24 protein-coding genes are annotated in these 25,709 nt (G+C 69.3%); 12 read left to right on the forward strand and 12 right to left on the reverse strand.

Translation table 11 applies throughout. From position 1 onward, the window contains the following. Positions 1 to 83: 83 nt before the first annotated feature. The 4 genes from ASF65_RS10940 to ASF65_RS10955 all read right to left on the reverse strand — a co-directional run bounded on the left by ASF65_RS10940 (position 84) and on the right by ASF65_RS10955 (position 3,230). Positions 84 to 578 carry a DUF427 domain-containing protein gene (locus ASF65_RS10940; RefSeq protein ID WP_055888776.1) on the reverse strand — a complete coding sequence of 165 codons (495 nt, stop codon included), beginning with the start codon at positions 576 to 578 and terminating at the stop codon, positions 84 to 86. Further along, positions 575 to 937 (reverse strand): DUF393 domain-containing protein, encoded by a 363-nt coding sequence (locus ASF65_RS10945; protein WP_055888777.1) that lies wholly within the window; start codon positions 935 to 937, stop codon positions 575 to 577. Before ASF65_RS10945 ends, ASF65_RS10940 begins: the two co-directional genes overlap by 4 nt. Beyond that, positions 934 to 2,070, reverse strand: coding sequence for an FAD-binding domain-containing protein (locus ASF65_RS10950; RefSeq protein WP_055888779.1), 1,137 nt, complete (start codon positions 2,068 to 2,070; stop codon positions 934 to 936). Before ASF65_RS10950 ends, ASF65_RS10945 begins: the two co-directional genes overlap by 4 nt. Positions 2,071 to 2,138: 68 nt before the next feature. Beyond that, positions 2,139 to 3,230 carry a radical SAM protein gene (locus ASF65_RS10955; protein ID WP_055888781.1) on the reverse strand — a complete coding sequence of 364 codons (1,092 nt, stop codon included), beginning with the start codon at positions 3,228 to 3,230 and terminating at the stop codon, positions 2,139 to 2,141. Positions 3,231 to 3,457: 227 nt separating this feature from the next. Here ASF65_RS10955 and ASF65_RS10960 point away from each other — a divergent pair, with 227 nt between their 5' ends. The 3 genes from ASF65_RS10960 to ASF65_RS10970 all read left to right on the forward strand — a co-directional run bounded on the left by ASF65_RS10960 (position 3,458) and on the right by ASF65_RS10970 (position 7,400). After that, entirely contained in the window at positions 3,458 to 4,495 is a 1,038-nt protein-coding gene (locus tag ASF65_RS10960; RefSeq protein WP_055888783.1) for a LacI family DNA-binding transcriptional regulator, read from the forward strand. Positions 4,496 to 4,794: 299 nt separating this feature from the next. After that, positions 4,795 to 5,844, forward strand: coding sequence for a multiple monosaccharide ABC transporter substrate-binding protein (gene chvE, locus ASF65_RS10965; protein ID WP_244486631.1), 1,050 nt, complete (start codon positions 4,795 to 4,797; stop codon positions 5,842 to 5,844). 233 nt (positions 5,845 to 6,077) lie between these two features. Beyond that, complete coding sequence (locus ASF65_RS10970; RefSeq protein WP_055888787.1) at positions 6,078 to 7,400, forward strand: AarF/ABC1/UbiB kinase family protein; 1,323 nt, start codon at positions 6,078 to 6,080, stop codon at positions 7,398 to 7,400. A gap of 18 nt (positions 7,401 to 7,418) precedes the next feature. Here ASF65_RS10970 and ASF65_RS10975 read toward each other — a convergent pair whose 3' ends face one another. Then, positions 7,419 to 8,222, reverse strand: a complete 804-nt coding sequence (locus ASF65_RS10975) for a fatty acid desaturase (RefSeq protein ID WP_082505400.1) — start codon at positions 8,220 to 8,222, stop codon at positions 7,419 to 7,421. Between the two features lie 313 nt (positions 8,223 to 8,535). Here ASF65_RS10975 and ASF65_RS10980 point away from each other — a divergent pair, with 313 nt between their 5' ends. Next, positions 8,536 to 9,078 (forward strand): sterol desaturase family protein, encoded by a 543-nt coding sequence (locus ASF65_RS10980; RefSeq protein ID WP_055889143.1) that lies wholly within the window; start codon positions 8,536 to 8,538, stop codon positions 9,076 to 9,078. Positions 9,079 to 9,135: 57 nt separating this feature from the next. On the opposite strand, the gene ASF65_RS10985 is transcribed toward ASF65_RS10980, so the two are convergent. The 6 genes from ASF65_RS10985 to ASF65_RS11010 all read right to left on the reverse strand — a co-directional run bounded on the left by ASF65_RS10985 (position 9,136) and on the right by ASF65_RS11010 (position 16,186). Continuing rightward, positions 9,136 to 10,656 carry a carboxypeptidase M32 gene (locus tag ASF65_RS10985; RefSeq protein ID WP_055888790.1) on the reverse strand — a complete coding sequence of 507 codons (1,521 nt, stop codon included), beginning with the start codon at positions 10,654 to 10,656 and terminating at the stop codon, positions 9,136 to 9,138. Further along, the gene (locus ASF65_RS10990) at positions 10,653 to 11,666 is read right to left on the reverse strand and encodes an oligopeptide/dipeptide ABC transporter ATP-binding protein (protein WP_055888791.1); all 1,014 of its coding nucleotides are present in this window, start codon (positions 11,664 to 11,666) and stop codon (positions 10,653 to 10,655) included. The genes ASF65_RS10985 and ASF65_RS10990 overlap by 4 nt, the downstream gene beginning before the upstream one ends. After that, positions 11,663 to 12,634, reverse strand: a complete 972-nt coding sequence (locus ASF65_RS10995; RefSeq protein WP_055888793.1) for an ABC transporter ATP-binding protein — start codon at positions 12,632 to 12,634, stop codon at positions 11,663 to 11,665. The genes ASF65_RS10990 and ASF65_RS10995 overlap by 4 nt, the downstream gene beginning before the upstream one ends. Next, positions 12,631 to 13,536 (reverse strand): ABC transporter permease, encoded by a 906-nt coding sequence (locus tag ASF65_RS11000; protein WP_055888795.1) that lies wholly within the window; start codon positions 13,534 to 13,536, stop codon positions 12,631 to 12,633. The genes ASF65_RS10995 and ASF65_RS11000 overlap by 4 nt, the downstream gene beginning before the upstream one ends. Continuing rightward, a complete protein-coding gene (locus tag ASF65_RS11005) occupies positions 13,533 to 14,510 on the reverse strand; it encodes an ABC transporter permease (protein ID WP_055888797.1) in 978 nt (325 codons plus the stop codon). The genes ASF65_RS11000 and ASF65_RS11005 overlap by 4 nt, the downstream gene beginning before the upstream one ends. A 71-nt stretch (positions 14,511 to 14,581) precedes the next feature. Then, positions 14,582 to 16,186: an ABC transporter substrate-binding protein gene (locus ASF65_RS11010; protein WP_244486615.1), complete on the reverse strand. Its 1,605-nt coding sequence runs from the start codon at positions 16,184 to 16,186 to the stop codon at positions 14,582 to 14,584. 129 nt (positions 16,187 to 16,315) lie between these two features. Between ASF65_RS11010 and ASF65_RS11015 the strand changes: the two genes are divergently transcribed. From ASF65_RS11015 to ASF65_RS11035, 5 genes are read left to right on the forward strand one after another with little or no spacing between them, the layout of a single operon-like run. After that, a complete protein-coding gene (locus ASF65_RS11015; RefSeq protein WP_055888804.1) occupies positions 16,316 to 17,365 on the forward strand; it encodes a GntR family transcriptional regulator in 1,050 nt (349 codons plus the stop codon). Continuing rightward, the gene (locus tag ASF65_RS11020) at positions 17,313 to 18,014 is read left to right on the forward strand and encodes a creatininase family protein (RefSeq protein ID WP_055888806.1); all 702 of its coding nucleotides are present in this window, start codon (positions 17,313 to 17,315) and stop codon (positions 18,012 to 18,014) included. Before ASF65_RS11015 ends, ASF65_RS11020 begins: the two co-directional genes overlap by 53 nt. Beyond that, positions 18,011 to 19,039 (forward strand): 2-dehydropantoate 2-reductase, encoded by a 1,029-nt coding sequence (locus ASF65_RS11025; RefSeq protein WP_055888807.1) that lies wholly within the window; start codon positions 18,011 to 18,013, stop codon positions 19,037 to 19,039. Before ASF65_RS11020 ends, ASF65_RS11025 begins: the two co-directional genes overlap by 4 nt. Then, positions 19,030 to 19,779, forward strand: a complete 750-nt coding sequence (locus ASF65_RS11030; RefSeq protein ID WP_055888810.1) for an SDR family oxidoreductase — start codon at positions 19,030 to 19,032, stop codon at positions 19,777 to 19,779. Before ASF65_RS11025 ends, ASF65_RS11030 begins: the two co-directional genes overlap by 10 nt. A 22-nt stretch (positions 19,780 to 19,801) precedes the next feature. Further along, the gene (locus tag ASF65_RS11035; RefSeq protein ID WP_055888811.1) at positions 19,802 to 20,725 is read left to right on the forward strand and encodes an isoaspartyl peptidase/L-asparaginase; all 924 of its coding nucleotides are present in this window, start codon (positions 19,802 to 19,804) and stop codon (positions 20,723 to 20,725) included. A gap of 73 nt (positions 20,726 to 20,798) precedes the next feature. Here the strand turns inward: ASF65_RS11035 and ASF65_RS11040 are convergent, their stop codons facing one another. Further along, positions 20,799 to 21,596 (reverse strand): outer membrane beta-barrel protein, encoded by a 798-nt coding sequence (locus ASF65_RS11040; RefSeq protein ID WP_055888813.1) that lies wholly within the window; start codon positions 21,594 to 21,596, stop codon positions 20,799 to 20,801. 186 nt (positions 21,597 to 21,782) lie between these two features. On the opposite strand from ASF65_RS11040, the gene ASF65_RS11045 reads away from it, so the two are divergent. The 3 genes from ASF65_RS11045 (at position 21,783) to ASF65_RS11055 (ending at position 25,662) form a co-directional block, all read left to right on the forward strand. Continuing rightward, a complete protein-coding gene (locus ASF65_RS11045) occupies positions 21,783 to 23,210 on the forward strand; it encodes a HAMP domain-containing sensor histidine kinase (protein ID WP_055888815.1) in 1,428 nt (475 codons plus the stop codon). Positions 23,211 to 23,355: 145 nt separating this feature from the next. After that, on the forward strand, positions 23,356 to 24,054 hold the full coding sequence (locus tag ASF65_RS11050) for an OmpW family outer membrane protein (RefSeq protein ID WP_055888817.1): 699 nt from the start codon (positions 23,356 to 23,358) through the stop codon (positions 24,052 to 24,054). A 294-nt stretch (positions 24,055 to 24,348) separates the two neighbouring features. Continuing rightward, the gene (locus tag ASF65_RS11055) at positions 24,349 to 25,662 is read left to right on the forward strand and encodes an aminotransferase class I/II-fold pyridoxal phosphate-dependent enzyme (protein WP_055888819.1); all 1,314 of its coding nucleotides are present in this window, start codon (positions 24,349 to 24,351) and stop codon (positions 25,660 to 25,662) included. The last annotated feature ends 47 nt before the right edge of the window (positions 25,663 to 25,709 follow it).

A 25,709-nucleotide genomic window follows, 5' to 3' on the forward strand; every position in this document is an offset into this window, starting at 1 on the left:
TCTGACCGCCAAGATAGGTCGGTTTGCCGGCCGTGGCCAGCAAAACCGGTGGTGATCGGCCGGAAATCGGCTCGGGCGACGCGCTACCAGCCCATCGTGCCCGGACCGCCCTTGAACGGGCCGGCGACCTTCGAGGTGATCCAGCCGCCGTAGAAGGGTCCGGGTTGCGGCGTCACCGTCTCGCCGTCGACGAGACATCGGTCGAAGGGCCGCGCATAGAAGGCGACGTGATCGCGTAGCACCTCGAAGGCCGGCGTCGGCGCCGCGTAGCTCCAGCCAACCGAGGCGAGCACCTCCCCGTCGACGACCACGTCCCAGTAGGTCGCGGCGCCCTTCCATTCGCAGATGGACCGCCCGGCGCCACGGCGAAGGATGCCGGGCGCGATGTCCTCGACCGGGATGTAGTAGGTCGGCGGATGGCTGGTCTCGAGCGTGCGCACGGTGCGGCGGCTGTCGGCGATGCGCCGGCCCCTGTGCTCGATGACGACGTGGGCGCTGCACCGTTCCGCGATCGCGGGGCGCGGATAGTCCCAGACGCTTTCCTGGCCGTCGCGGGTCGGGTCGGGTGTCGGTCTCATGATCTCTCCCATCGCAAGGCCAGTCGCTGAAGGCGCGGGCGCACGCGCAGGAAGCCCCGGTACAGCACCTCCAGCACCGCCAACGCCGGGCGGCTGCGGAACACGAGCCCGAGCGGACGCAAGGCAGGAATGGCGCGCCACATGGCAGCGAAGGCTGCCGCGCCGCTGAGGATGCGCCCGTCCTCGCGCGCATGGAAGCGGGCGAGAAGCTCGGCCCGGTCGATCGGACAGTCGGCCCCCTCGCCGGCTGCGGCGTCGACGAAGCGGATCGCACCGCGCCGGTCGAGACGCCGCATCAGCGCGATCTCGCGCCGGCACAGAGGGCACGAGCCGTCGTGCCAGACCGTGAGTTCGCTCATCGCACCTCGCAGGCGTCGAGGACGTCGGGGATCGCCGAGCGCAGCCGGGAGTAGCCGCGCGTCGCGTGCGGCCAGGCCGCCTCGTCCCAGCGGCGCCGGATGCGCAGGCAGTCCGCCGGCAGCGCGGCGGCGCTCGGCCCGACGGGCGCCCACGGGGTGACGACCGGCAGGCCACCGGCCCAGCCGTCGTCCAGCGCGACCACCGGACAGTCGAACCGGGCCGCAGCCCGCTGAAGGCCGTCCTCCAGCGCCACGCGATCGGCCGCCCTCACCGGATCGGCCGCGCCGTCGCCATGCGCGAGGAGTCCGGCCACCCGCCCGACGCGGCCGAGGGGAAGCGTCTCAGGCGTCAGATCGTCGAGGTGGAGAAGCAGCGCGACCTCGCCCGCAGGCGCCTTGTCGGCCGCCGGCAAGGGTACCTCCGCGGGTGTGCGGTCCTCTTCGAGCGACGCCGGATTCTCGTCGAGCCCCTTGGCCTCGAACCGCCCGTCGGTGTAGCGGCGGATGTTCTCGGCCCGCGCGACATAGTGCTTGCCGCGCGTGTGGAGCCCGGCCACCCAGCGCCAAGAGAGAGTGTTGCTCGCCGGATCGCCGTCGAGGAGATGGCGCATGAAGAAGTCCGCCCCGAGCGCCCAGGGCAGGCGGAGCGTGAAGATCCAGATCGAGGCGAACCACATGCGCGTGTGGTTGTGCAGCCAGTTCGTCTCGACGAGCTCGCGCGCCCAGGCGTCGAAGCAGTCGATGCCCGTGCGCCCCTCGATGGCGGCCGCGTGGGCCCGTCGCAGACCGGCTTCCGCGTCGAGCCGCTCCTGCCCGGCCCGCGCGAGCGCCAGACAATCGCTCCAGATGCCGGGATGCGTCTCGAGATAGCCCTTGAAGTAGGTTCGCCAGAACACCTCGGAGACGAACTTCTCGGCACCCCGCTCGCCGAGCGCGGAGCGCGCTGCCGCGACCACCTCCCGCTCGTCCAGCAGCCGCCGGCGGAGGAAGGGCGACAGGGCCGAGGTCGTCGGCTGGGCATCGGGACCGCGGTCGGTGTTGCGCATCGCGGCGTAGCTTGGTGCATCCTCGCGCAGGAAGGCGTCGAGGCGTTCGAGGCCGGCCGGCCGGGTGAGAAGGGTCGGTGCGTTCATGCCGCCGCTAGATGGCAATCCACGCCGCGCCGTCGATGCGACCGATGCGCCGATGCCCACTCCCCTTTTCAGGTCCAGTAGAGGATCCGCATCGCGGGAAGACGTGCGGCGATCTCGGTCTCGAAGAAGCGTTTCAGGGCGCCCATGGTCGGCGCGTCGTAGACCTGCTTCACGGCGCCGAAGCGCGTCCGCTTCTCGCGCCGGTGGGCGCCGCTCATGTCGAGGTCGGACCCCGGATACCAGCTGTCGAGCACCGCCTTTGATCCCGGCGTGTAGCGATGGGTGATGAGTTCCACGGTCGGATCGGCCGTCGCCGGAAGGTCGCCGAGCACGGCGGCGATGTCGCCGATCAGACCGCCATAGGCGTCCTGCCATCCGTCGGCGGCGATGATCGGCGCGATCGTGAGCCCGATCGGATAGCCGGCCTCGGCCATGCGTCGCAGCGCCTGAAGGCGCTCCGCGACGCGGCTGGTGCCGCCCTCGAACCGCGCGAAGGCGGCCGGGTTCAACGAGGCGCGCATGCGCGTGCGGCCGCGATGGTCGAGGTCGAGCAGCGGATCGACGGAGGCGAACTTGGTGGTGAAGCGCAGCTGGACGGGCGCCTCCCAGCGCCCGAACGACGAGATGAGCGCGGACAGCGACCCCGTGACCGGCTCGATCGCCAGCGGATCGGTGTAGCAGGACGCCTCGAACGTCGTGCCCTCGGCGGCGCGCTCCGCACTGCGCGACGTCACCGCGCCCTGCCCGAGATAAGCCGGCAGCGCCGCGACGATCTCGTCGAGATTGGCATAGACGCGCGTGATCGGAGGCCCCTTCAGCGAGCCGGCGAGATAGCAGTAGCTGCAATGGGCGGGGCAGCCTTCCGCCAGATCGACCCGCCAGTCGGCGCTCGGCGCGATCGGCTGGAGGCGAAGCTTCGAGGGCGGCGCGACGACGACCGCGAGCGTCGACTTCGCCCGGGCATAGGCCTTGCGCGCGTCCTCGCCGCGATCGACGGGGAGACGGTCGGAGCGAAGCCGCTCGACGGCGATCCCTATGGCCTCCGCCCGCTCGGCGATCGATCGGCCGTGGCGATGCGCCAGAGCCGAGGCCGTGACGAGAACCCGTCTCGGACGCCAGATCGGGGTGGAACGCCGCGAGGGGCGCGGATCGTGCAGCATCCCCACCAACGCGCCGGGGCGCCGCGCGTTCATCGCGTCCGCTGCGGCCGATCGCGCACGGCGACAACGGTCGATCGGAATGTCGGGGACCGCGCTGATCGTTGTGGCGATGGTGGGGCCCGACGTCTAATCTGCCCCGCTTGCGGCAATGCTGCAGGACGCGCCGGGGAGCTGGGAAACCCCGTGCGCCGCCCGGCGACACGGGCGTGAGGTTGCGGGGGAGGTTCATGGACGATCACGGGCGGGCCGGTGCCCCGACGCTTCGCGATGTCGCCCGGCGGGCCGCGGTGAGTCTTGCCACCGCCGACCGGGTCGTGAACCGGCGGCCGGGCGTGCGCGCGGCGACGATCGAGCGCGTCGAGGCGGCGGTCCGCGAGCTCGGGTTCGAGCGCCATGCCGGTGCGGCGGCCCTCGCCCGGCGCTCGGGCTTCCACGTGACCGCGATCCTGCCGCGCTTTGCCAATCCGTTCGTCGCCGGGCTCGCCGAGGACCTGAGCGAAGCCTGCCGCGCCGAGGGACAGCGCCGCCTGACGCTTGAACTCGACGAGGTCGACCGTTTCTCGCCCGCCATCCTGGTGGACGCGCTGGCGAGGGCCGCGCACGAGGCCGACGCCGTGATCACGATGGGGCTCGACGACCCCCGCGTCGCCGAGGCCATCGACGCGGCCGTCGCCGGCGGCGTGCCGGTGGTCACGCTGGTGTCGGATGTGCCGGGATCGAAGCGCCATCGCTATGTCGGCATCGACAACCGGGCGGCCGGGCGTGTTGCGGCGACGATCATCGGGCGGTTCGCCGCCGATCCTACGGGACAGGTCCTCGTGGTTCTGGGCTCGCAGAACCTGCGCGACCATCGCGACCGGCTGGAAGGCTTCCGCGCGGCCCTCCGAGAAGGCTTTCCCGGCATGAGCGTCTCGGCCGTCCTCGAAGGCGCCGACGACATCGATCGGACGCGCGCGGTCGTCCACGATGCGCTGGCGGCGGGCGCAAACCCTTGTGCGATCTACAACGCGGGGGCCGGTTCGTCGGGCGTCGCCGCGGCGATCCGGGCGGCGGGGATCGCGCCCGTCGTGATCGGCCATGAACTGACCGCGGAGACGCGCCCCCTCCTCGAGGCGGGCATCCTCGACGCCCTCATCGTGCAGGATCCGGGGCACGAGGCGCGCTCGGCCGTGCGCAGCCTGATGGCGGCGCTGACCGGCACCGCGCTCAACGAGAACCAGGAGCGCATCCGCATCGAGGTCCTCTTCCCCGACAACCTGCCATAGGCCGTGTTGCCACCTGCCGTCAGTTGGGTTACCCAAGTCGAGGAGATTTGAGGTACGTAGCTCAAGACGGCGGGAACGGTGGCGGCGCTGCCGCCCGGATGCGGGAAGGCGGGCTCGCGAGGCACCGGATGGAGGTCCGGTCGCGATGCTCGCAGCGATGCACATCCAAGACGTCGCCGACGCGGCCCTGGCCGGGGAGCCGGACTTCAAGACGACGGAACAGGGTTGCCGGGGGAGGACGGATCGCGGGATCCGGCATCGGCACCCAACACGGGAGACACACGATGAACCGCAGAACCATGCTTCTGGCCGCGACCATGCTCGGGCTCGGCCTCGCGACGCTCGGTGCGTCGGCGCAGGACAAGGGCACCGTCGGCGTCCTGATGCCGACGAAGTCCTCGCAGCGCTGGATCCAGGACGGCGACAACATCGTCAAGCAGCTGCAGGAGCGCGGCTACAAGACCGACCTGCAGTATGCCGAGGACGACATCCCGACGCAGATCAGCCAGCTCGAGAACATGGTGGCCGCCGGCGTCCAGTCGCTGGTGATCGCCTCGATCGACGGCACGACGCTGACGGACGTGCTGCAGCAGGCGCACGACAAGGGCATCAAGGTCATCGCCTACGACCGCCTGATCCGCAACTCGCCGAACGTCGACTATTACACCACCTTCGACAACTTCAAGGTCGGCGTCCTGCAGGCGACCTCGATCGCCGACAAGCTCGACCTGAAGGGCGGCAAGGGCCCCTATGCCATCGAGCTCTTCGGCGGCTCGCCGGACGACAACAACGCCTTCTTCTTCTACAACGGCGCGATGAGCGTGCTGCAGCCCTACATCGACAGCGGCAAGCTGGTGGTGACGTCGGGCGAGATGGGCATGGACAAGATCGGTACCCTGCGCTGGGATCCGGCGGTCGCCCAGGCCCGCATGGAGAACCTCCTGTCGTCCTATTACGGCAGCAAGCAGATCGACGCCGTCCTGTCGCCCAACGACAGCCTCGCGATCGGCATCATCTCGGCGCTCACCGCCAACGGCTACGGCGGCAGCGGCAAGCCGATGCCGGTGATCTCCGGCCAGGACGCCGACCTGCCGTCGGTGAAGGCGATCCTGGCGGGCGAGCAGTACTCCACCGTCTTCAAGGACACCCGCGACCTCGCCAAGGTCACCGTCGACATGATCGACGCGATCGGCCAGGGCAAGGAGCCGGTCGTCAACGACACCAAGACCTACGAGAACGGGGTGAAGGTGGTGCCCGCCAACCTCCTGACGCCGGTGCTCGTGACCAAGGACGACATCCAGAAGACGATCGTCGAGAGCGGCTACTACACGGCCGACCAGCTGAAGTAAGCCACACGCACAGAGCAAGAGGACGCCCGTCGATCCTGTCGGCGGGCGTCCTTGCGACCGCCCCCCTTATTTCGGGGTCCTGCGAGCGATTGGCCGCACGGCGCGGGGCGCGACTTTGGCCGAGGCGTCCCCATCTCCCCTGCGATGACGGAACCGACGATCCGACGTGGCCGCAGCGATCGTTCGCCTCGCGGCGCGCCGGGCTCGATCGGACAGTGCAGGATGAGGAAGCGATGAGCGGGTGGGACAACGGTTCGAAGGGCCGGTCGGTGCCGAGCGGTCGTCTGTCGCGGCTCGGACAGTTCGGGCGGCTGGCGGGCGGGATCGCCGGCGGCATGCTCGCCGAAGGGGCCAGGCGCCTCGCGGACGGCCAGCGTCCGAGGGTCGGCGACATGCTGCTGACGCCCGGCAATCTCGTGCGCGTCGCCGACCGCCTGTCGCACCTTCGCGGCGCGGCCATGAAGCTCGGCCAGATGATCTCGCTGGATGCGGGCGACACGCTGCCGCCGGAACTCTCCGAGATCATGGCGCGGCTGCGCGCCGAGGCCGACCCGATGCCGCGCGTCCAGCTCGAGCGGGTGCTGACCGCCGAGTGGGGTCGCGAGTGGCGCATCCGCTTCGAGCGCTTCGACGACCGTCCGATCGCCGCCGCCTCGATCGGACAGGTGCATCGCGCGCGCACGCTCGACGGCCGCGATCTGGCGATCAAGGTCCAGTATCCCGGCGTGCGCGGCAGCATCGACGCGGACGTCGACAACGTCGCGACGCTTCTGCGCGTCTCCGGCCTCCTGCCGCCGCAACTCGACATCACCGCCCTTCTCGCCGAGGCGAAGGCGCAGTTGCACGAGGAAACCGACTACCGGCGGGAGGGCGCTGAGATGGAGGCCTACGGCCGCCTTCTGGACGGCAGCGACGCCTTCATCGTGCCGACCGTCGCCGCCGACTTCACGACCGACAACGTGCTGGCCATGTCGTTCATCGAAGGCGTGCCGATCGAGACGACCGCGGGACGCTCGCAGGAGGAGCTCAATCGTATCGCCGCCCGCCTCATCGGCCTGACGCTCGACGAACTCTTCCGCTTCGGGCGGATGCAGACCGATCCGAATTTCGCCAATTTCCGCTACCAGCCGGAGACCGGCCGGATCGTGCTTCTCGATTTCGGTGCCGTGCGCCCGGTCACGGCCGAGACGTCCGAGGCCTACCGCAGGCTTCTGGCCGCAGGACTGTCCGGGGATCGCGCGGCGGTGAAGCGCGCCGCGGTCGAGGCCGGCTTCCTCGGCGAGGCGGCGGTGCAGCGCCACGCGGATCTCGTCGACCGCATCATCGACCTCATCGTGACGGAAGCCTCGCGCGCGGGGCCGTTCGACTTCGCGGACCGACGTCTCGTCCCGATCATCCGCGAGCATGCGACCGTGATGGCGAGCGACCGGGCGACCTGGCACATCCCGCCGACCGACACGCTCTTCGTCCAGCGCAAGGTCAGCGGCATGGCGCTGCTCGCGGCACGCCTCGAAGCGAGGGTCGACGTTCGCTCGATGGTGTCGGCCTATCTCTGACAGGCCGGCCGACACGCCCTAGAGCACGGCCTCCTGCTTGCGCCGCCACTGCGAGGGCAGCGCCCACCAGGGCACCCAAGGCTGGTCGTGGTGCTCGTGGTGATAGCCGAAGTGGAAGCAGGACAGGAGCGAGGCGAGGTAGCCGAACTCGTTGGAGCGCGCGTTGTGGCCGTCCACGAAGCCGCTCTCCTCGTGGCGATGCGGGCGGAACGTCCCGAAGTAGAAGAGCTGGATCGACGACAGGAGCGAGGGCATGCCGTAGAACAGGACGACGTTGGCGACCGACGCCCCGAAGACGACGATGTAGAGCGTCACGACGGTGCTGACGAAGAGGATCGACCGTCGGCCGAAGTAGCGCATGAAGAAGGTGCGGAACCACGGCCAGAAGCGGTCGGGCTCGTCCGCGAAGAAGTCGGGGTCGTCGATCGTGCCCGGCGCGTCGTGATGGGCCATGTGGGCGGCGCGGATGCGCGCCCAGGCGAAGCCCGCATAGATCGTCAGGATGAACGTGCCGATCGCCGCGTTCAGCCGTGGCCATCCCGGAACCAGCGAGCCATGCATGGCATCGTGCGCCACGATGAAGAGGCCGACGGTGAGCCAGCACTGCAGGGCGACGATCAGCGGGACGAGCGGCGCGGTTGCCCAGTCGAGCTTCAGAAAAAACACTGCGCCGAAATGGATGGTCAGCCAGGCAACGAGGATCACGGCCGCAAGGGTCAGTCCGATCGCGGCCTGGAACGGGCGAAGCGCCGGGCGCGCGGACGCGGCCGGGGCGCGCCGGGCGATCGCGTTCATCTCGGTCAGGGCGGTGTCTTCGTGCATCACGCTCAACCTACCTCGCTCGCCCCGCCCGAACAGCGCCATGCGACACCATGCCGGCCGAATGCGGCTGTTTCCGGGGCATCGGCTCCCGCGTCCTGCCACTGGACGGCGCGGGAGGGAAGCCGATTTCCTACGGCCCGGGCGCTGCGATCACGACGCTGCGAGCCGCAGCCACGGATCCGCGCCGTTGCCGCGCCGCCTCCTGTGGCGATAGGGCGCGATCGGGAAATGCTTGGCAGCGGCGCGGTCCCTTGCCATACCCTAGCCCCGTTCGGCATCGACAGACATGTGGGACCTCACCAGCGAAACGGCCATGACCCTCGACATCCTCTTGTATGCCCTGATCGCCCTGGTGACCGTCGTCGCGATGGAGGGGTTCGCCTGGGGCGCCCACAAATACGTCATGCACGGGCGCAGCGGCTGGGGCTGGCACAAATCGCACCACGAGGAGACCGAAGGGCTGTTCGAGAAGAACGACCTCTACGCGGTCGTCTTCAGCGTCTTCGCGGTCGCCCTGTTCTTCGTCGGGCATTACCTGTCGCCGATCCTCCTCGCCATCGGCTGGGGGATCACGATCTACGGCCTGCTCTACTTCGTCGCCCATGACGGGCTGGTGCATCAGCGCTGGCCGTTCCACTACGTGCCGCACCGCGGCTACGCCAAGCGCCTCGTGCAGGCGCACCGCCTGCACCATGCGGTCGAGGGCCGCGACCACTGCGTCTCGTTCGGGTTCCTCTACGCGCCGCCGATCGACAAGCTGAAGGCGGAACTTCGCCGCTCGGGCGTGCTCGACCGCGAGCGGATCGAGCGCTCGGTGGTCGCGCAAGGGGCGGCGCACGCCCCCGTGCGCGACTGAGGCGCCGCCGACGGGCCGCTGCCCCTCGCCGCTTCTGTCGGGACAACCAGCGCCGTCTCAGGCGGTCGCGCCGGAGAACTTCGCCCGGAGGTATCGCAGGTACGGCTCGGCCGACAGCGCCTCTCCCGTCGCATCCCGCAGGAGTTCGTCGCGCGTGCGCGAGCGACCGTGGCGGCAGACGGCATCGGTCAGATGCGCGCGCAGCCGATCGTAGTCACCCTCGGCAAGGCTCGCATCGAGCCCTGCGTCGCGCGCCTTGAGCGCTTCCATCAGCTGGGCGGCCATCGCGTTTCCAACCGTGTAGGTCGGGAATGAGCCGAAATAGCCGGACGACCAGTGAACGTCCTGCAGGCAGCCCCACCGATCGTCGGGCACCTCGAGGCCGAGATCGCGGCGCACCGCCTCGTTCCAGGCGCTGGGAACGTCGCGTGGCGCGAGCGAGCCGTCGAGCAGCGCTGCCTCGATTTCCGTCCGCAGCATGATGTGGAGATCGTAGGTGAGCTCGTCCGCCTCGACGCGGATGAAACCGGGCTCCACATGGTTGACGGCGCACGTGAAGCGCTCCGGCGACACGTCGTCGAGCCGGCCGGGGACATGCGCGCGCAGCCGACCCATGTTCTTTTGCCAGAACGCCAGCGAACGCCCGACGTGGTTCTCCCACAGGCGGGACTGCGACTCGTGCGCGCCGAAACTCGTGCCGCCGACCGCATAGAGAAGGATCAGATCGGTCGCGAAGACCGTGCGGGTGAACGCGTCCGCGATGTTCTGCTCGTAGAGACCGTGGCCGGCCTCGTGCAGCGCCCCGAACAGGGCGCCAGGCAGGAACTCCTCGCGGTAGCGCGTCGTGATGCGCACGTCGTTGCGCGTGAACGATATCTCGAACGGGTGCACCGCCGTGTCGAGGCGACCGCGCCCGAAGTCGTAACCCGTCAGTTCGGCGAGGTCCCGGCAGAGCGCGCGCTGCGCCTCGGCGGGAAAGCGCCGGTGAACGACATCGTCGCGCTCGCGCCCGCGCGCCTCGTCGAGAATGGGAAGGATGCCGGCGCGCAGCGTAGCGAAGAAGCGCCGGATGGAGGCGGCGGTCTCGCCGGGCTCGTAGAGCGCCACCATCGCGCTGTAGGGATGGCCGTCATGGCCGATCGCCGCCGCGCTCTCGCGCGCCAGCGCGACGCTCTCGTCGAGGAAGGGCAGAAAGACGGCAAAGTCGCTGGTCTCGCGCGCCGTCGCCCAAGCCGCCCCCGCGACGGGGCCGAGTTCAGCCTGCCGGCGCAGCAACGCGGCGTCGAGCCGCCTGTGATGATCGATCGCAGCCTGCACCGTCAGGGCCGCCCGCCGGTCGAGGTCGGTGTCCGCCCGCCCCTCGGTCTCGGCGAGGAGATCGTCCGTCGCACGCCGGGTGGCGTCCGACAGGATGCGCTCGCGCGCGATGCCCTTCAGCGTCGCGATCTGGTTGCCGCGCGTCTGCGCGCCGCCGGCCGGCATCATCGTGCGGTTGTCCCACTGGAGGAGCGCCACGGCACACAGGATATCGTTGACGGCGCCGATCTCCTCGGCGAGGGCCTGCGCTGCGCGGCTCATGCCGTTCCTCCCGTGCCGCCGTCATGGAGGTGGCAGGCCGCTCGGTGGCCCGGCGCCGCCTCCTTCAGCTTCGGGATCTCGACCCGGCAGCGCGGTCCGGCGTGGGGGCAGCGCGGATGGAAGGTGCAGCCCGGCGGCGGATCGATCGGCGACGGGATCTCGCCCCGGATCGGCCGGAACCGCGCGCGGCCGGCGCCGATGCGCGGCACGCTCTCGAAGAGCGCCTGCGTATAGGGATGCAGCGGCGTGTCGTAGATCGCGCCGACGGAAGCGATCTCCACGACGCGCCCGAGATACATGATCGCCACGCGGTCGCTGACATGGCGCACGACGCCGAGGTCGTGGCTGACGAAGAGCGCGGTGAGCCCCAGCGACGTGCGCAGGTCCTGGAAGAGGTTCAGCACCTGCGCCTGGATCGACACGTCGAGCGAGGCGACCGGCTCGTCGAGGACGAGGAGATCGGGACGCATGGCGAGTGCGCGGGCGATCGCGACGCGCTGGCGCTGCCCGCCCGAGAACTGGTGCGGCAGACGATCCGCGTAGTCGGCGTCGAGGCCCACCTGCGAGAGGAGGCCGCGCACGTAGGTCGCGGTGTCGCGCCCCGTCACGAGCCCATGCACCGCCGGGCCCTCGCCGATCGTTTGCCCAACCGTGCGACGCGGGTTGAGCGAGGCGAAGGGGTCCTGATGGATCATCTGGACCCGCGTCGTCAGCTTCGACACGTGGCCGCGCCGCTCGGCGGCCACCGGGCCGCCGTCGAAGACGAGGCGCCCGTCGCTCGGCACGGTGATGCCGGAGACCATGCGCCCGAGCGTCGATTTCCCGCAGCCGGACTCGCCGACGATCCCGATCACCTCGCCTCGGCGCACGGACAGGTCGACCTCATTGACCGCCCGGACGACGACCGGTCTGGCGCCGCCCCGGAAGGCGCCAGCGAGGCGCTCGCCAAGGCCCGGGCGGCGCGCGAAGCGCTTGGAGACGCCCTCCAGCGACAGAAGGACTTCGCTCATGCGGCAGCTTCCAGCGGATGGTGGCAGAGGACGGCCTGCGTGCCGAGGGTGACCAGCGGCGGCTCCTCGACGCAGCGCTCGGTGCGGCGCGCGCAGCGGGGCTGGAACGGGCAGCCGGCGGGAAGATGGGCGAGCGAGGGCGTCGAGCCCGGGATCTGGGGGAGCCGGCTGCCGGGTTCGTGCTGGCCGGGCACGGAATCGAGAAGCCCGCGCGTGTAGGGATGGCGCGGCCGGGCGATCACGGCGTCGGCCGGGCCGCGTTCCACGATCCGCCCCGCATACATCACGCACAGGTCGTCGGCGAGGCTGGAGACGACGGCAAGGTCGTGAGTGATCCAGACCACCGCCGTCCCCGTGTCGTCGGCGAGGCGTCGGATCTCGGCGAGGATCTGCCCCTGGATCGAGACGTCGAGCGCGGTGGTCGGCTCGTCGGCGATGATCACGGCCGGCTGATGGAGGAGCGCGATGGCGATCGCCACGCGCTGGCGCATGCCGCCCGAGAGTTGGTGGGGATAGGCGCGCAGGCGCTCCGCCGGCGACGGGATGCCGACCGCCTCCAGCGCCCGGCGCGCGCGCTCGCTCGCCTCCGCCTTCGAGACCTTCGCATGCGCGCGCACGGCCATGCGCATCTGGTCGCCGACCGTCAGGACGGGGTTGAGCGTCATCATCGGGTCCTGGAACACCATCGCCACGCGATGGCCGCGCATCCGGCGCTGCTCGGCCGGCGAAAGGGCGCGCATGTCGACGCCCTCGACCCGCACCTCGCCGGCCGCGACCTCGCCCGGCTCGTCGATCAGGCCGAGGATCGAGAAGCCGGTGACGCTCTTGCCGGAACCGGATTCGCCGACGAGCCCGAGGATGCGGCCGCGCTCGACGCTGAAGCTGACGCCGTTCACCGCGGTCAGCGGGCCGGCACGCGTGTCGAAGCGGGTGACGAGGCCGCGCACGTCGAGGGCGGGCGCGCTCATCGACGACCCCTCGGATCCAGAAGATGCCGCACGCGGTCACCCACGAGGTTGATCGCGACGACGGCGACCATCAGCGCGACGCCCGGATAGATCGACAGCCAATGGCGGTCGGAATGAATGTACTTGAAGCCATTGGAGATCAGCGAGCCGAGCGAGGGTTCGGTGAGCGGCAGGCCGACGCCGAGAAAGGACAGGGTCGCCTCGAGCGCGATGGCGCCGGCGACCTGCACGCTCGCCACGACGATCAGCGGCGGCAGGACGTTGGGAAGGAGATGGCGGAAGAGGACGCGGGACGCCGGCAGCGGGGTCGAGCGGGCGGCCTCGATATAGTCCTTGCGCCGCTCGGCGATCGCGGCGCCATGGGTGGTGCGGGCGAAGTAGGCGTACTGCGCGACCACCAGCGCCGCGACGATCTGGGCGAGTCCCTGCCCGAGCACGGCGACCAGCACCAGCGCCAGGAGGATCGCGGGCATCGACAGCTGCAGGTCCACGATCCGCATCAGGAGCGCTTCCCACCGGCCGCCGAAATAGGCCGCCGACAGCCCGACGAGGACGCCGAAGGCGAGCGCCAGGAGATTGGCGGTCAGGCCGATCACGAAGCTCGTGCGCAGGCCGTAGAGGATCGCCGACAGCATGTCGCGTCCGACATTGTCGGTGCCGAGCCAGTGGACATAGCCGCCCGATCCCGTTTCGCCGGGCATCAGGAACGCGTCCGCCCAGTCGAGCGAGGCCATGTCGTAGGGGTCCTGCGGCGTCAGCCAGGGCGCACCGAAGGAGGCGACGAGGAGGACCGCGATGACGACGAGCGCGAGGACGGCCAGCGGCGAGCGGCGGTAGTCGCTCCAGACCTGCCGCAGCCGGACGCCGCGCGTCTCGGTCGGAGGGGCGATGGCAAGGCTCATTCGGAATTCCCTCCGAGCCGGACGCGCGGGTCGAGGCGCGCGTAGACGAGATCGACGGTGAAGTTGATCAGCACGAAGAGAATCACGACGAGCACGAGGTAGGCGACCATGACGGGCCGATCGAGCTGGAGGATGGAATCGATGATCAGCTTGCCGACGCCCGGCCAGTTGAAGACGCTCTCGGTGACCACCGCGAAGGCGAGCGTCGAGCCGAGTTCGAGGCCAAACACGGTGACGAGCGGGATCGAGATGTTCTTGAGGACGTGGGAGCCGACGATGCGGCCCTCGGACAGGCCTTGCGCGCGGGCGAAGCGCACGTAGTCGGCGCGCATCGCCTCCACCATGCCCGCGCGCGTCAGGCGGATCATCAGGCCCATGTTGAAGAGCGACAGGTTGATCGCGGGCAGGATGACATGGCTCCAGCCGTCGCGCGTGACGAGCGAGGTGGACAGGCCGAGAAGCGAGCCGACCTCGCCCCGCCCGCCGGACGGCAGGACGCCGAGCCCCACCGCGAAGGTCATGATCAGGAGCATGCCGATCCAGAAGGTGGGGACCGAGAAGCCCAACACCGAAAAGGCCATGATCGCCTTGGCGCCCGGCGACTGCGGCCGGTAGCCGGCATAGATGCCCGCCGGCACGCCGATCAGCGTCGCGAGCGCGACGGAGACGAGGACGAGCTCGAGCGTCGCCGGCAGGCGCGAGAAGATGAGATCGACGACGGGAACGTTGTAGATCAGGCTCCGCCCGAGATCGCCCGTCGCCACCCCGCCGAGGAAGTTCACGTATTGCCGCCACAGCGGCAGGTCGAGCCCGTACTGGGCGATCAGCGCGGCGCGCGTCGCCTGGTCGGCGCCCGGATCGATCAGGACGTCGATCGGGTTGCCGATGGCGTAGACACCGAGGAACACGATGATCGACATCGCGAAGATGACGATCATGGCCTGCGCCAGACGCTGGAGGACGAAGCCGGCCATCGCGATCCTTCAACAATCGGAAATTCGTGGCCCGCGCACGCCGTCGGCGGCGGCGCGGGCGGCGGCGCGCGTCAGGACGCGGGCTTGATGAGGTAGGCGAGCGTCTCCTGGTCGACGCGCGGCTGGAAGCTCACGGTTCCGGCCTTCGCCGCCCAGACGGTCTGCAGGATCACGGTCGGAATGATCGCCCGGTCCTCCATCGACATCTTCGAGGTCTCTTCGAAGATCGCGCGGCGCTTGTCGTCGTCGAGCGTCCGCTGGCCTTCCTCGAACCGCGCGTCGAAGGCCTTGTTCGAATAGCCCGTGCGATTGAAGGCGCCGAGGCCGATGTTCGGGTCCGCCGTGTGGATCAGGGAGCCGTAGGTGTAGGACGCCTCGCCGGTGATCGTGCCCCAGGCCGACATCTGGACCGAATAGTCGCCGCGCTGCGAGGCGGGGAAGAAGACGGTGCCGTTCAGCGCATTGGCGTTGACCTTCAGCCCGGCGCGCGACCACATCTGCGCCAGTGCCTCGCAGACCACGGAGTCGCCCGGCACGCGGTTGTTGGTGCAGGTGAAGTCGAACTCGAAGCCCTTGGGATAGCCCGCTTCGGCCAGAAGCGCCTTCGCACCGGCCAGATCGTATTCGGGCGCCGGAAGATCGGCGGAATAGCCGAAGAAGCCTTCCGGCATCAGCTGGTTGGCAGGCTTGCCGAGACCTTCCAGGACGACGCGCACGAGCGTCTTGCGGTCGATCGCCTTGTCGAGCGCCGTGCGCACCTTGAGATCGGCGAACGGGTTGGCATCGATTTCCTTGCCGTCGACCTTCACCTTCTGCGGCAGCGTCTCCTTCTGCACGGGCTGGACGTTCAGGATGTAGAGCGAGTCGGAGATGAAGGTCTCCATGCCCCCGTCGCCCTTCAGCGACGGGTAGTCGCTCGCCGGCACGTAGTTGATGAGATCGACGCCGCCCGAGCGCAGCGCCGCCACGCGGGCCGCGTCGTCCGGGATCTCGCGGCGCACGACGCGCTGCCAATGGGGCTTCTCGCCCCAATAGTCCTCGTTGCGCTCGGCCACGAAGTCGCCCTTCGGCGTCCAGGACACGAACTTGTAGGGCCCCGAACCGATGGCCTTGGCGCCCGAGTTGAAGTCCTCGTTGCGCGCCTCCGCGCCGGTCGACTTCGGCACGATGAAGAGGCGGATGAAATCGTTGGGCAGCGAGGGGGCGGTGCCGTTGGTGGTGACTTTCAGCGTGGTGGGATCGACGACCTCGACCGACTTCACGCGCTTCGTGTAGATCGTCATCGACATCGGGCCGGTGACCTGCGGAATGCGCTCGATCGAGAACTTGACGTCCTCGGCGGTCAAGGGCTCGCCGTTGTGAAACTTGACGCCCTCGCGGATCTTGAACTCCCAGGTGTCCTCGCCGGTCGGCGTCCAAGACGTGGCGATCGCGGGCTGGAGCTGGAGGTTGTTGTCGACGCCCACCAGCGTGTCGAAGACGTGGCGCAGGGTTTCGGCCTGGCTGCCGAGCGTCGACCAGTGCGGGTCGATCGAATCGGGGCCGGCGCGCACACCGATCGTCAGCGTCTGGGCTTCGGCCGCCAGTGGCGCCGCCATCATCAGCGCGAGCGTGGCGATCGAAGCGTGCAGGAACTTGCGTGACATGCCGGCGAACCCCTCAAGTGTTACGGTCATCTGTAACACTAGGAACCGTTCTCGGCTGCGGTCAAGTCCAAATTCGCGCCAGGATTATGCTGCAATTGCACAACACCCGACCACGCAGCCGGCTTGATGCGGCCGATGTAATGGTGCACTGATACATTCATGAGCAGTCTCGACACCCAGCTGGAGCAGGCGGCAAACCGCATCGCGGCGGCGATCGACCGTGGCCTGTCGGTGCCGATCAGCGTCCAGCTCCGCGGCGCGCTCGAATACGGCATCGCGTCGGGCGACCTGCCGGCCGGCTCCCAGCTGCCCTCGGTGCGCGCGCTCGCGGCCCGCCTCGGCGTGTCGCCGGTCACCGTCTCGGGCGCCTATGCCGCGCTCCGCTCGTCGGGACTGATGGAAGGGCGCGTCGGGGCCGGCAGCTTCGTCACGCGGGGCGCCAGCCCCGCCAGCGGGGCTGGCGACGCACACCGCATCCTCCAGTCGCGCATCGAGGACCTCGTCGAACTCGCGGAAGGTCTCGGCCTCGACCGCCAGGAACTCGTGCTGCGCGTCGCCAACGCGCGAGCGCGCCCCCGGGCCCTGCGCATCCTGATGCTCGGCATCTTTCCGGAAGCGACGGAAAGCTATGCGGCCGTCCTGCGCACGCACCTGCGGGAGCGCGACGAGGTGCTGGCGGCCACGCTTCGGGACGCCGAGGACGCGCGGCCCACCGGCGTCGATCTCGTTGTGACCCCGCTCAACGTGCGCGCCGAGGCGCAGCGCCTGTTTCCAAACGTGCCGGTGGTCGGCATGACCTTCATCCCGACCGAGACGACGCGGATCGAGCTGGCGCGGATCGCGCCCGAGGCGCGCGTCGCGGTGGTCTCCTACTTCGCCGAGTTCCTAGCGCTCATGCGCGCCGGCATCCTGCGCTTCGCCCCGCACGTCTCGGCGACCGACGCGTGCCTGTGGAACGCGCCCGAGATCGACGAGGTGCTCGACCGCTGCGAGGTGCTGATCTTCGCGACCGGCGCGGAGAGCCTGCGCGAGCGACTGCGCCCCGGCCAGAGGGCCATCGAATACCGCCACACCCCCGATCCCCACGCGATCCGAACCGAACTCCTGCCGGCCATCCAGGCGCGGCGCGAGACGCCCAGCATCGAGGAATCCTCCGTTGAAGATAGACGACAGCAACTGGTTCGAGATCGAAGCCTATCTGAAGCATGACGACCGCTGCGTGCTGCCGCTCGGCTCGACCGAGCAGCATGCCTATCTCAGCCTGTCGGTCGATTCGATCCTGGCCGAGCGCATGGCGGCCGAGGCGGCGGAACCGCTCGGCGTTCCGGTCTTTCCGGTCCTCGCCTACGGCCTGGCGCCCTATTTCAATGCCTATCCCGGCACGGTCTCCTTGCGCACGGTCACCTACATGGCCGTGGTGCGCGACATCCTCGACAGCCTCTACCGCAGCGGGTTCCGCCGGGTCCTTATCGTCAACGGCCACGGCGGCAACTCGCCGGTGCAGCCGGTCACGATGGAATGGATGGACGAGCGGCCGGGCGCGCGCGCGCGCTTCCACAACTGGTGGAACGCCCCGCGCGCCTGGGCCAAGGTGCAGGAGATCGACCCGAAGGCGAGCCACGCCTCCTGGATGGAGAACTTCCCCTGGACGCGCCTGCCCGGTCGCCCCGTTCCCGGCGAGCAGAAGCCGATGGCCGATTTCGACCGCCTGAAGGACCGGTCCGCCGAGGGCGTTCGCGAGCTTGTCGGTGACGGCAACTACGGCGGCTACTACCAGCGCGACGACGCCGAGATGGAAGCGCTCTGGCGCGTGGGCGTCGAGGAGACCCGTTCGCTTCTGGACGGAGACTGGCGTTGAGCCGGCCCGGCGAGCCGATCCTGATCTGGGGCGCCGGCGCGATCGGCGGGGTGCTCGGCGCCTATCTCCAGAGGGCCGGACAGGACGTCCTCCTCGTCGATGTCGCCGCCGATCATGTCGAGGCGATGAATCGCGAGGGCCTCACGATCGAAGGACCGGTGGAGGCCTTCCGGCAACACGTCCGTGCCTGCCGCCCGGAGGAGGTGGAAGGGCGGTTCCGGCGCACGGTCCTCGCCGTCAAGGCGCACCACACGGAAGGCGCGCTCGACCAGCTCGCGCCGCATGTCGCCGACGACGGCTTCGTCGTGTCCGCCCAGAACGGACTGAACGAGAGGGTCATCGCCGAACGCCTTGGCGCGGCGCGCACGATGGGCTGCTTCGTCAATTTCGGTGCCGACTGGCAGGCGCCCGGGCGCATCCTCTACGGCAACCGCGCCGCCATGGCGCTCGGCGAGCTCGACGGCACGATGACGCCGCGGCTGGCCGAGATGCACGCGCTGTTCCAGCTGGTCGAGCCGCAGGCGGTGATGACCGACAACATCTGGGGCTATCTCTGGGGCAAGCTCGCCTATGGCGCGCTGCTCTTCGCCACGGCGCTGACGAACGACTCCATGGCCGACGCGCTAGCGCGGAACGCGCATTTCCCGGTCTATGACGCGCTCGGCCGCGAGGTCATGCAGCTTGCGCGGGCCGAGGGCGTCGAGCCGCTCGGCTTCAACGGGTTCGATCCGGACGCCTTTTCCGGCCCGCCCGGCTCGGCCGCCGCGCGCCGTTCGGTCGCCGCCATGGCCGAGCACAACCGCCACACGGCCAAGACCCATTCCGGCATCTGGCGGGATCTGGCCGTGCGCCGGCGCCAGACCGAGGTCGATGCGCAGGTCCTACCCCTCACCGTGATCGGCGCGCGTCATGCAATCGCGACGCCTGCCCTGTCGCGCCTCGTCGAGCTCGTGCACGACCTCGAGGCCGGCCGACGCGAGCAGTCGCTCGCAACCCTCGATGAAATGCTGCCCGCATGCGCCTAAGCCTTTCCGACCGACGCTTCGTCGTCACCGGCGCCTCGCAGGGCATCGGTCGCGCGATCGCGCGCCAGCTCGTCGCCAGCGGCGCGAAGGTGGCCGTGCTCGACATCGACGCATCGGGCCTCGATGCGGTCGAGAACGCGGCCGCGCGGGTATCCGTCGATCTCGGCCGGCGGGACGATGCGCACCGCGCGATCCGCGAGGCGGCCGACGCGCTCGGCGGCCTCGACGGCCTCGTCACGTCCGCCGGCGGCGTCCGCGGCCAGATCGGTCGCCCCTTGGAAGAGATCGGCGAGGCGGACTTCACGGCGATCCTCGACGCCAACCTGATGAGCGCTCTCTGGTGCGCGCAGGCAGCGGTGCCGTTTTTGAAGGGCTCCGATGCCGGCCGCATCGTCACCATCTCGTCGGGCGCCGGCCTGCGGCCGAGCCTCACCGGCATCCAGGCCTACGCCTCCGCCAAGCACGCGCTGGTCGGACTAACGCGCCAGCTCGCCCTCGAACTCGGACCCGCCGGCGTCACCGTCAATTCGGTTGCCCCCGGCTTCGTCCTCTCCAATCCCTCGACGGAGCGGCAGTGGGAGGCCTTCGGGCCGGACCGGCAGGCAGAGGTGATCGAGGGCACCCATCTGCGCCGCCTGGGACGCCCGGCCGACATCGCCAACGCCGTCCTCTTCCTTCTCAGCCTCGAAGCCTCCTGGATCACCGGGCAGATCCTGTCGGTGGACGGCGGGCGGGCCTGAAACCTTCATCGGGAACCACAGCATGTCTCAGACCTTCGCCCTCGCCATCCACGGCGGCGCCGGCACGATCCGGCGCTCGGCGCTGACGCCGGAGATCGAGCAGGCAACCCATGCGGGGCTCGCCCGCGCGCTGGAGGCCGGGTCCTTGATCCTACGCGACGGCGGGTCGTCGCTCGACGCGGTGACCGCCGCGGTCTGCGCGCTGGAGGACGAGCCCCTCTTCAATGCCGGGTGCGGCGCGGTCTTTACCAGCGCGGGGCGTCAGGAGATGGATGCGGCCGTGATGAACGGCGCCGACCGGCGTGCAGGCGCGGTGGCCGGGCTCTTCGGGCCGCGAAACCCGATCCGCGCCGCGCGCGCGGTCATGGAAGCGAGCCCGCATGTGATGATGATCGGCGAGGCGGCGGCGCGGATCGCGCGCGAGGCGGGTCTCCCCTTCGAGGAGGCCAGCTATTTCTTCACCCAGAACCGTTGGGACGCGCTCGAGGAGACGCTGGCGCTGCGGGCGCGCGGCGAGACGTCGTCCGATGCGGCCGTGCGGCACGGCACGGTGGGTGCTGTCGCCTGCGACCGGCACGGGAACCTCGCGGCCGCGACCTCGACGGGCGGCATGACCGGAAAAGCGCCGGGTCGCGTTGGCGACACACCGGTGATCGGGGCGGGAACGCTGGCGGACGACATCTGTGCGGTGTCCGGCACCGGGCACGGCGAGGTCTTCATCCGCTATGGCGCGGCGGCCGAGATCGCAGCGCGCATGCGCCACCTCGGCGAGAGCCTCGATGCGGCGGCTGATCATGTCGTGCACCGGGTGCTCGCACCCAACGACGGCTCGGGCGGCCTCGTCGCAGTGGATCGCCACGGCAACGTCGCGCTGCCGTTCAACTCGGAAGGCATGTATCGCGGTCACGTGCGGTCCGGCGAGGCGCCGGTCACCGCGATCTACTGAGCGCCCAATCAGCGGGCGCTCTTGAAGCCCGCGCGCCCGCCGGCGGCGATCGCTCGCCGCCGGGAATTTCGACTTAGAACGTGTAGGCGAGGCCGACGCGGCCGATGAAGCCGTCGTTGTCGAAGCCGTAGGAAATCCGCTGGCCCGGGAAGGCGACCGGGTCGGCCGCGTTCACGGTCGTGTTCTCGAGATCGTAATACAGGCCTTCGGCGCGCAGGCTGATCGACTGCGTCAGCTTGTGCTCGATGCCGCCGCCGACGACGTAACCGTAGAGCGTGTCGCTCGTGCTCCAGTCCGGCGAGTTGTAGCCGAATTCCGGAATCGACAGGGCGAAGCGGTTCGTCACGTCGCCGATCGCAAGGCCGCCCGTCGCGTAGACGAGGGTGCGGTCGAAGGCCACGCCGAGGCGGGCGCGCACGGTGCCGAGCGCTTCCACGTCGGTCTCGTAGGACGTGATCGTCTGGACGTTGTTGAACTGCGGATCGGGATTGGGATCGCGCAGGTTCAGCCCGGCGCGCGGGTTGAGGTCGAGCCAGGAAATGTCCGCCTCGACGCCGGCGACGAACTGGCCGAACTGGTGGTTGTAGCCGACGCTGACGCCGCCGAGGAACCCGGTATCGCTGTCGTCGATCGACTGGGGGAACAGGCCGTTGCTAACGTCGAGACGGATCAGTGATCCGTCGTAGGCGCCAAGATCCGCCTGGCCGTCGGAATAGGCCGCGCCGAGGAACCCGCCGACGGTGAAGCCGGTGAAGTCGATCGGGGCTTCCATCGGAACGACGGCCACGGGCTCGGGCATCGTCAGGTCCGCGGCGGCTGCCGGCGCCGCCATCAGAAGCGATGCGAGCGCAAGTTTCGTCGTCAGGGTCATGGCCGGTCCCACCGCGTGGATACGTCTCTCTTGCGACAGGATTATCGTCCGGATTTGAAGGAATGGTTAATACTGCTGCGCGATAGCCTCTGCCTCATTAACGCGCAGGCAAGCGGCTCGCGCAGATGGTGGTGCGATCAGAAGGTGCCGCGGATCGCGGCGCCCTTCCCGTCCAGCGGATGCGCCATGTCCAGCCGAGCGTTCTCAGACGCCTATTTCCGCCTGCTTCAGCGCTTCATCCCGCCCGAGATCGCGCAGCACCGCGAAGCGGCCAACTGCGCCCGCATGTTCCTGATCAGCCATACGTTCGGTCCGATCCTCGGCAATTCCGTGCCGCTGGCGCTCTATCTCCTCGATCCGACGCCGGGCTGGGACCTTCTCGCCCTCGGCCTCTCGATCAACGCGTTCTGGCTCTTCCCCTTCCTCCTGAAGGCGGGGATTTCCTACACGCGTCTCGTGTCGGCCTCGGTGCTGAACCTCAATTTCTGCATCCTTCTCAGCCTCTACCACAACGGCGGTGTGACTTCGCCGACGACGCCCTGGATCCTGATCATCCCGATCCTGTCGCTCTTCTACATCGGCGGCGACCCGAAGGTGCGGGTGCGTCTGCTCCTGATCTCGGCGGCCTGCTTCTCGATCTTCTTCGCGCTCTACCTGTGCATCCAGCCGGAGCGCAACGACCTGCCCGAATACGCCCAGCATGGTCTGGGCATCGTCTCGACGCTCGCCGCGCTCTGCTATGTCGCGACGATGGCGATCTATTACGGGCGCATCTTCGACGCGAGCCGCGAGCTCGAAGCCGAGGTGCGCCGCCGCCGGGGCGTGTCCGAGGAACTGCGCGGGGCCGTGATCGCGATCGAGGCGGCGACCGCCGCCCGCTCGGAGTTCCTCGCCCGCATGAGCCACGAGTTGCGCACCCCGCTCAACGCGGTGATCGGATACGGCCAGATCCTGAAGGAGGACGCGGTCGACGAGGGCGACGCTATGATGGAGAAGGACGTCGACAAGATTCTCGACGCCGGCCAGTACCTCCTGCGCCTCATCAACATGATCCTCGACCTCTCGAAGATCGAGGCCGGCCGCATGACCTTCGATGCCCGGCCGCTCGCGATCGACGCCGTTCTGGCGGGCGTCGCCGATCGCCACCGCGAGCGGGCGGGCGCGGCCGGCACCCGGATTGCGGTGACGTGCGCGGCCGATATCGGCCCCTTGCGCGGCGACGAGCAACGGGTGATCCAGATCCTCGATGCGGTGGTCGAGAATGCCGTGACCCACACGCCGGGCGGTCTCGTCAGTGTCAGCGCGGAACCCTGCGCCGACACCGCCCTGTTCCGCATCTGCGTCACCGACACGGGCGCGGGCATCCCGCCGGAGGTTCTGGCAACCCTGTTCGAAACCTTCAGCGTCGACCGCGACGCGGCGGACGGACGATACGGCGGCACCGGCCTCAACCTCACGCTGGTCCACCGCCTCGCCAAGGCGTTGGGCGGCACCCTCGAGGCTGAGAGCGTCGCCGGTTCGGGCAGCACGTTCACGATCACCCTGCCGCGCGGTGCGGTGGTCGAGGCGCGCGTTGCGTCCCGCACTGTCCGCGATCTGGCCCACGCGGCCTGATCACCTGCGCGCCCAGTTCGGGGGTGCGTTAACCATTCTTCATCCTCTGATGGATAGAGAATACGGGAATCGACCGGGTGGTGGCGACGCGCCGGGTCGGACCACGGGTTCCCATCCTTCCGCAGGATCGCGCCAAGGCTCCGCCATGACGAGGCATCTCTTCTCCCTTCTCCTTTTCTCGCTCTGCCTCTCGGCGAACGGCGCGAGGGCAGCCGACGTCGTGGACGCATCCGCCGGCGAACCGGTCGCGGCGGCACCGGCCGGCTCCGGCCCGTCCCGCTTCTTCGTCCGCACGGGCGTCGCGAGCATCATGCCGAGCGAGGGCGCGGTGATGAAGGTCGGCGGCGCGGTCGTTCCGGGCGCGACGATCTCGATCGACGACCATCTGACGGGCCTCGTCGAGGTCGGCTACCGGCTGAACCCCAACATGTCGCTCGCCTTCACCGGCGGCTTCCCGCCCGACATCGACATCGACGGTGCGGGCACGGCCGCCCCGTTCGGCCGCGTCGGCGGCATTCTCTACGGACCCACCGCCCTCACGCTGCAGTATCAGGTGCGCGAATGGGGCTGGTTCCAGCCCTATGTCGGCCTCGGCCCGATGTTCATGTTCGTCTTCGACAACAAGGACGGGGCGATGAGCGGCCTCGACGTCGATCCGGCCGTCGGCATTGCCGCGCAGGTCGGCGTCGACATGATGGTCAACGACCGGTTCGGCGTCTTCCTCGACGTCAAGAAGGCGCGGCTTCGCACCTCGGCCAAGGGGTCGCTCGGCGGCGCGCCTGTGGAAGCGGACGTCAAGCTCGACCCGCTGGTGCTCTCCGGCGGCATCACCTTCCGCTTCTGAGCCCGACGCACCCATCAGGCATTCGGCATCTCTCCAAGGCCGCCCGTCTCGAAAGAGCCGGGCGGCCTTTTCGTTTGGCGCGACCCGCTCCGCAGTATGCACGCCTCCGTTGCAGGCGTATCGACATTATTTACTATGGTCGTCTTTGCAATACAGCATACTCGACTTGCTTCCCTCGTTAGCAATTCAGTATCCAATCCTCCAATGACTTCTTCCGTTCACCGAACTTTATCTCCCACGCGATAGGATCACGGCCAAACAACAAGACAAGACCCTTCAACAGGAGCACCGACGATGACGAGCGAAAAGGCGCTGACGGGCAGCATGCGGGACTTCCGCGTGATGGAAGACACCAACCTCCTCGACCGCTGCGAACGCTTCTTCGACTGGCAGGACGAGCGGCGGCGACATGGCGTCTGGCCCTTCTCGCGCGCCACCGAGACCGGCCCCGCCTCGACCTGCGGCGTGCGCGACGACAGCGGCGTCCTGATGGAGGGCGTCAACTTCGCCTCGCAGGACTATCTCGGCCTCTGCGCCCATCCGGCGGTGCGCGCGAGCGCCCACGCCGCGATCGACGAGATCGGCGTCCACTCCGCGGGCTCGCCCGCCCTCGTCGGCAACACCGCGAGCTCCCTCGTCCTCGAGCGTGCGCTCGCCGACTTTCTCCGGATGGACGAGGTGGTCCTCTACCCGACCGGCTGGGCGGCCGGCTTCGGCGTGATCAAGGGCCTCGTGCGCTCGCACGACTACATCGTCATGGATGCGCTCGCCCACGCCTGCCTCCAGACCGGCGCGCAGGCCGCGACCCGCAACGTCGTTCTTTTCCGCCACCTCGACAACGAGCACTGCCGCGAGCGGCTGCGCACGATCCGCGCCCGCGATCCCAAGGCCGGGATCATGATCGTCACCGAGAGCCTGTTCTCGATGGACAGCGACACGCCCGACATCGCGGGCCTTCAGGCTCTGGCGAACGAGTTCGGCGCGACGCTGATGGTCGACGTCGCCCACGACCTCGGATGCCTCGGCGCCGACGGCACCGGCCACATCGGCCTGCAGGGCATGCTCGGGAAGGTCGATCTCGTGATGGGGTCGTTCTCCAAGACCTTCGCCTCGAACGGCGGCTTCGTCGCTTCGCGAAAGCGCGCGGTGAAGGAGTACCTGCGCTTCTACAGCCCGTCCTGCACCTTCTCCAACGCGCTCTCGCCGGTGCAGGTCGCCATCATCGGACAGGCCCTGTCGATCGTGCGCTCCGCCCAAGGCGCGGCGCTTCGCGATCGCCTGATGGACAACGTCCTGTCGCTGCGCCGGCAGATCGAGGAGCGCGGCATGGGCGTCTACGGCGATCCGTCGGCCATCGTCTCGGTGAAGACCGGCGACGAGAAGCTCGCGCGCCTGACCGCCAAGATCCTGCCGACGCTCGGCCTCGTGTCGAACCTCGTCGAGTTCCCGGCCGTCGGCAAGGGTCTCGCCCGCTTCCGCCTGCAGGTGATGGCGACGCATTCGGCGGCCGAGGTGGCGCTCGCCGCCCAGCACATGGAGACCGGCATGCAGGCGGCGCGCGCCACGCTCGCCCGCGGCGAGGGACCGCGCTTCGCGATCGCTTCCTGATCGGGCAGGCTCAGCAGCCGGGACGACGCGAAAACGAGGGGGAGACG

Origin of the sequence: Aureimonas sp. Leaf324, from assembly GCF_001423245.1 — a bacterium.
Classification (GTDB): domain Bacteria; phylum Pseudomonadota; class Alphaproteobacteria; order Rhizobiales; family Rhizobiaceae; genus Aureimonas.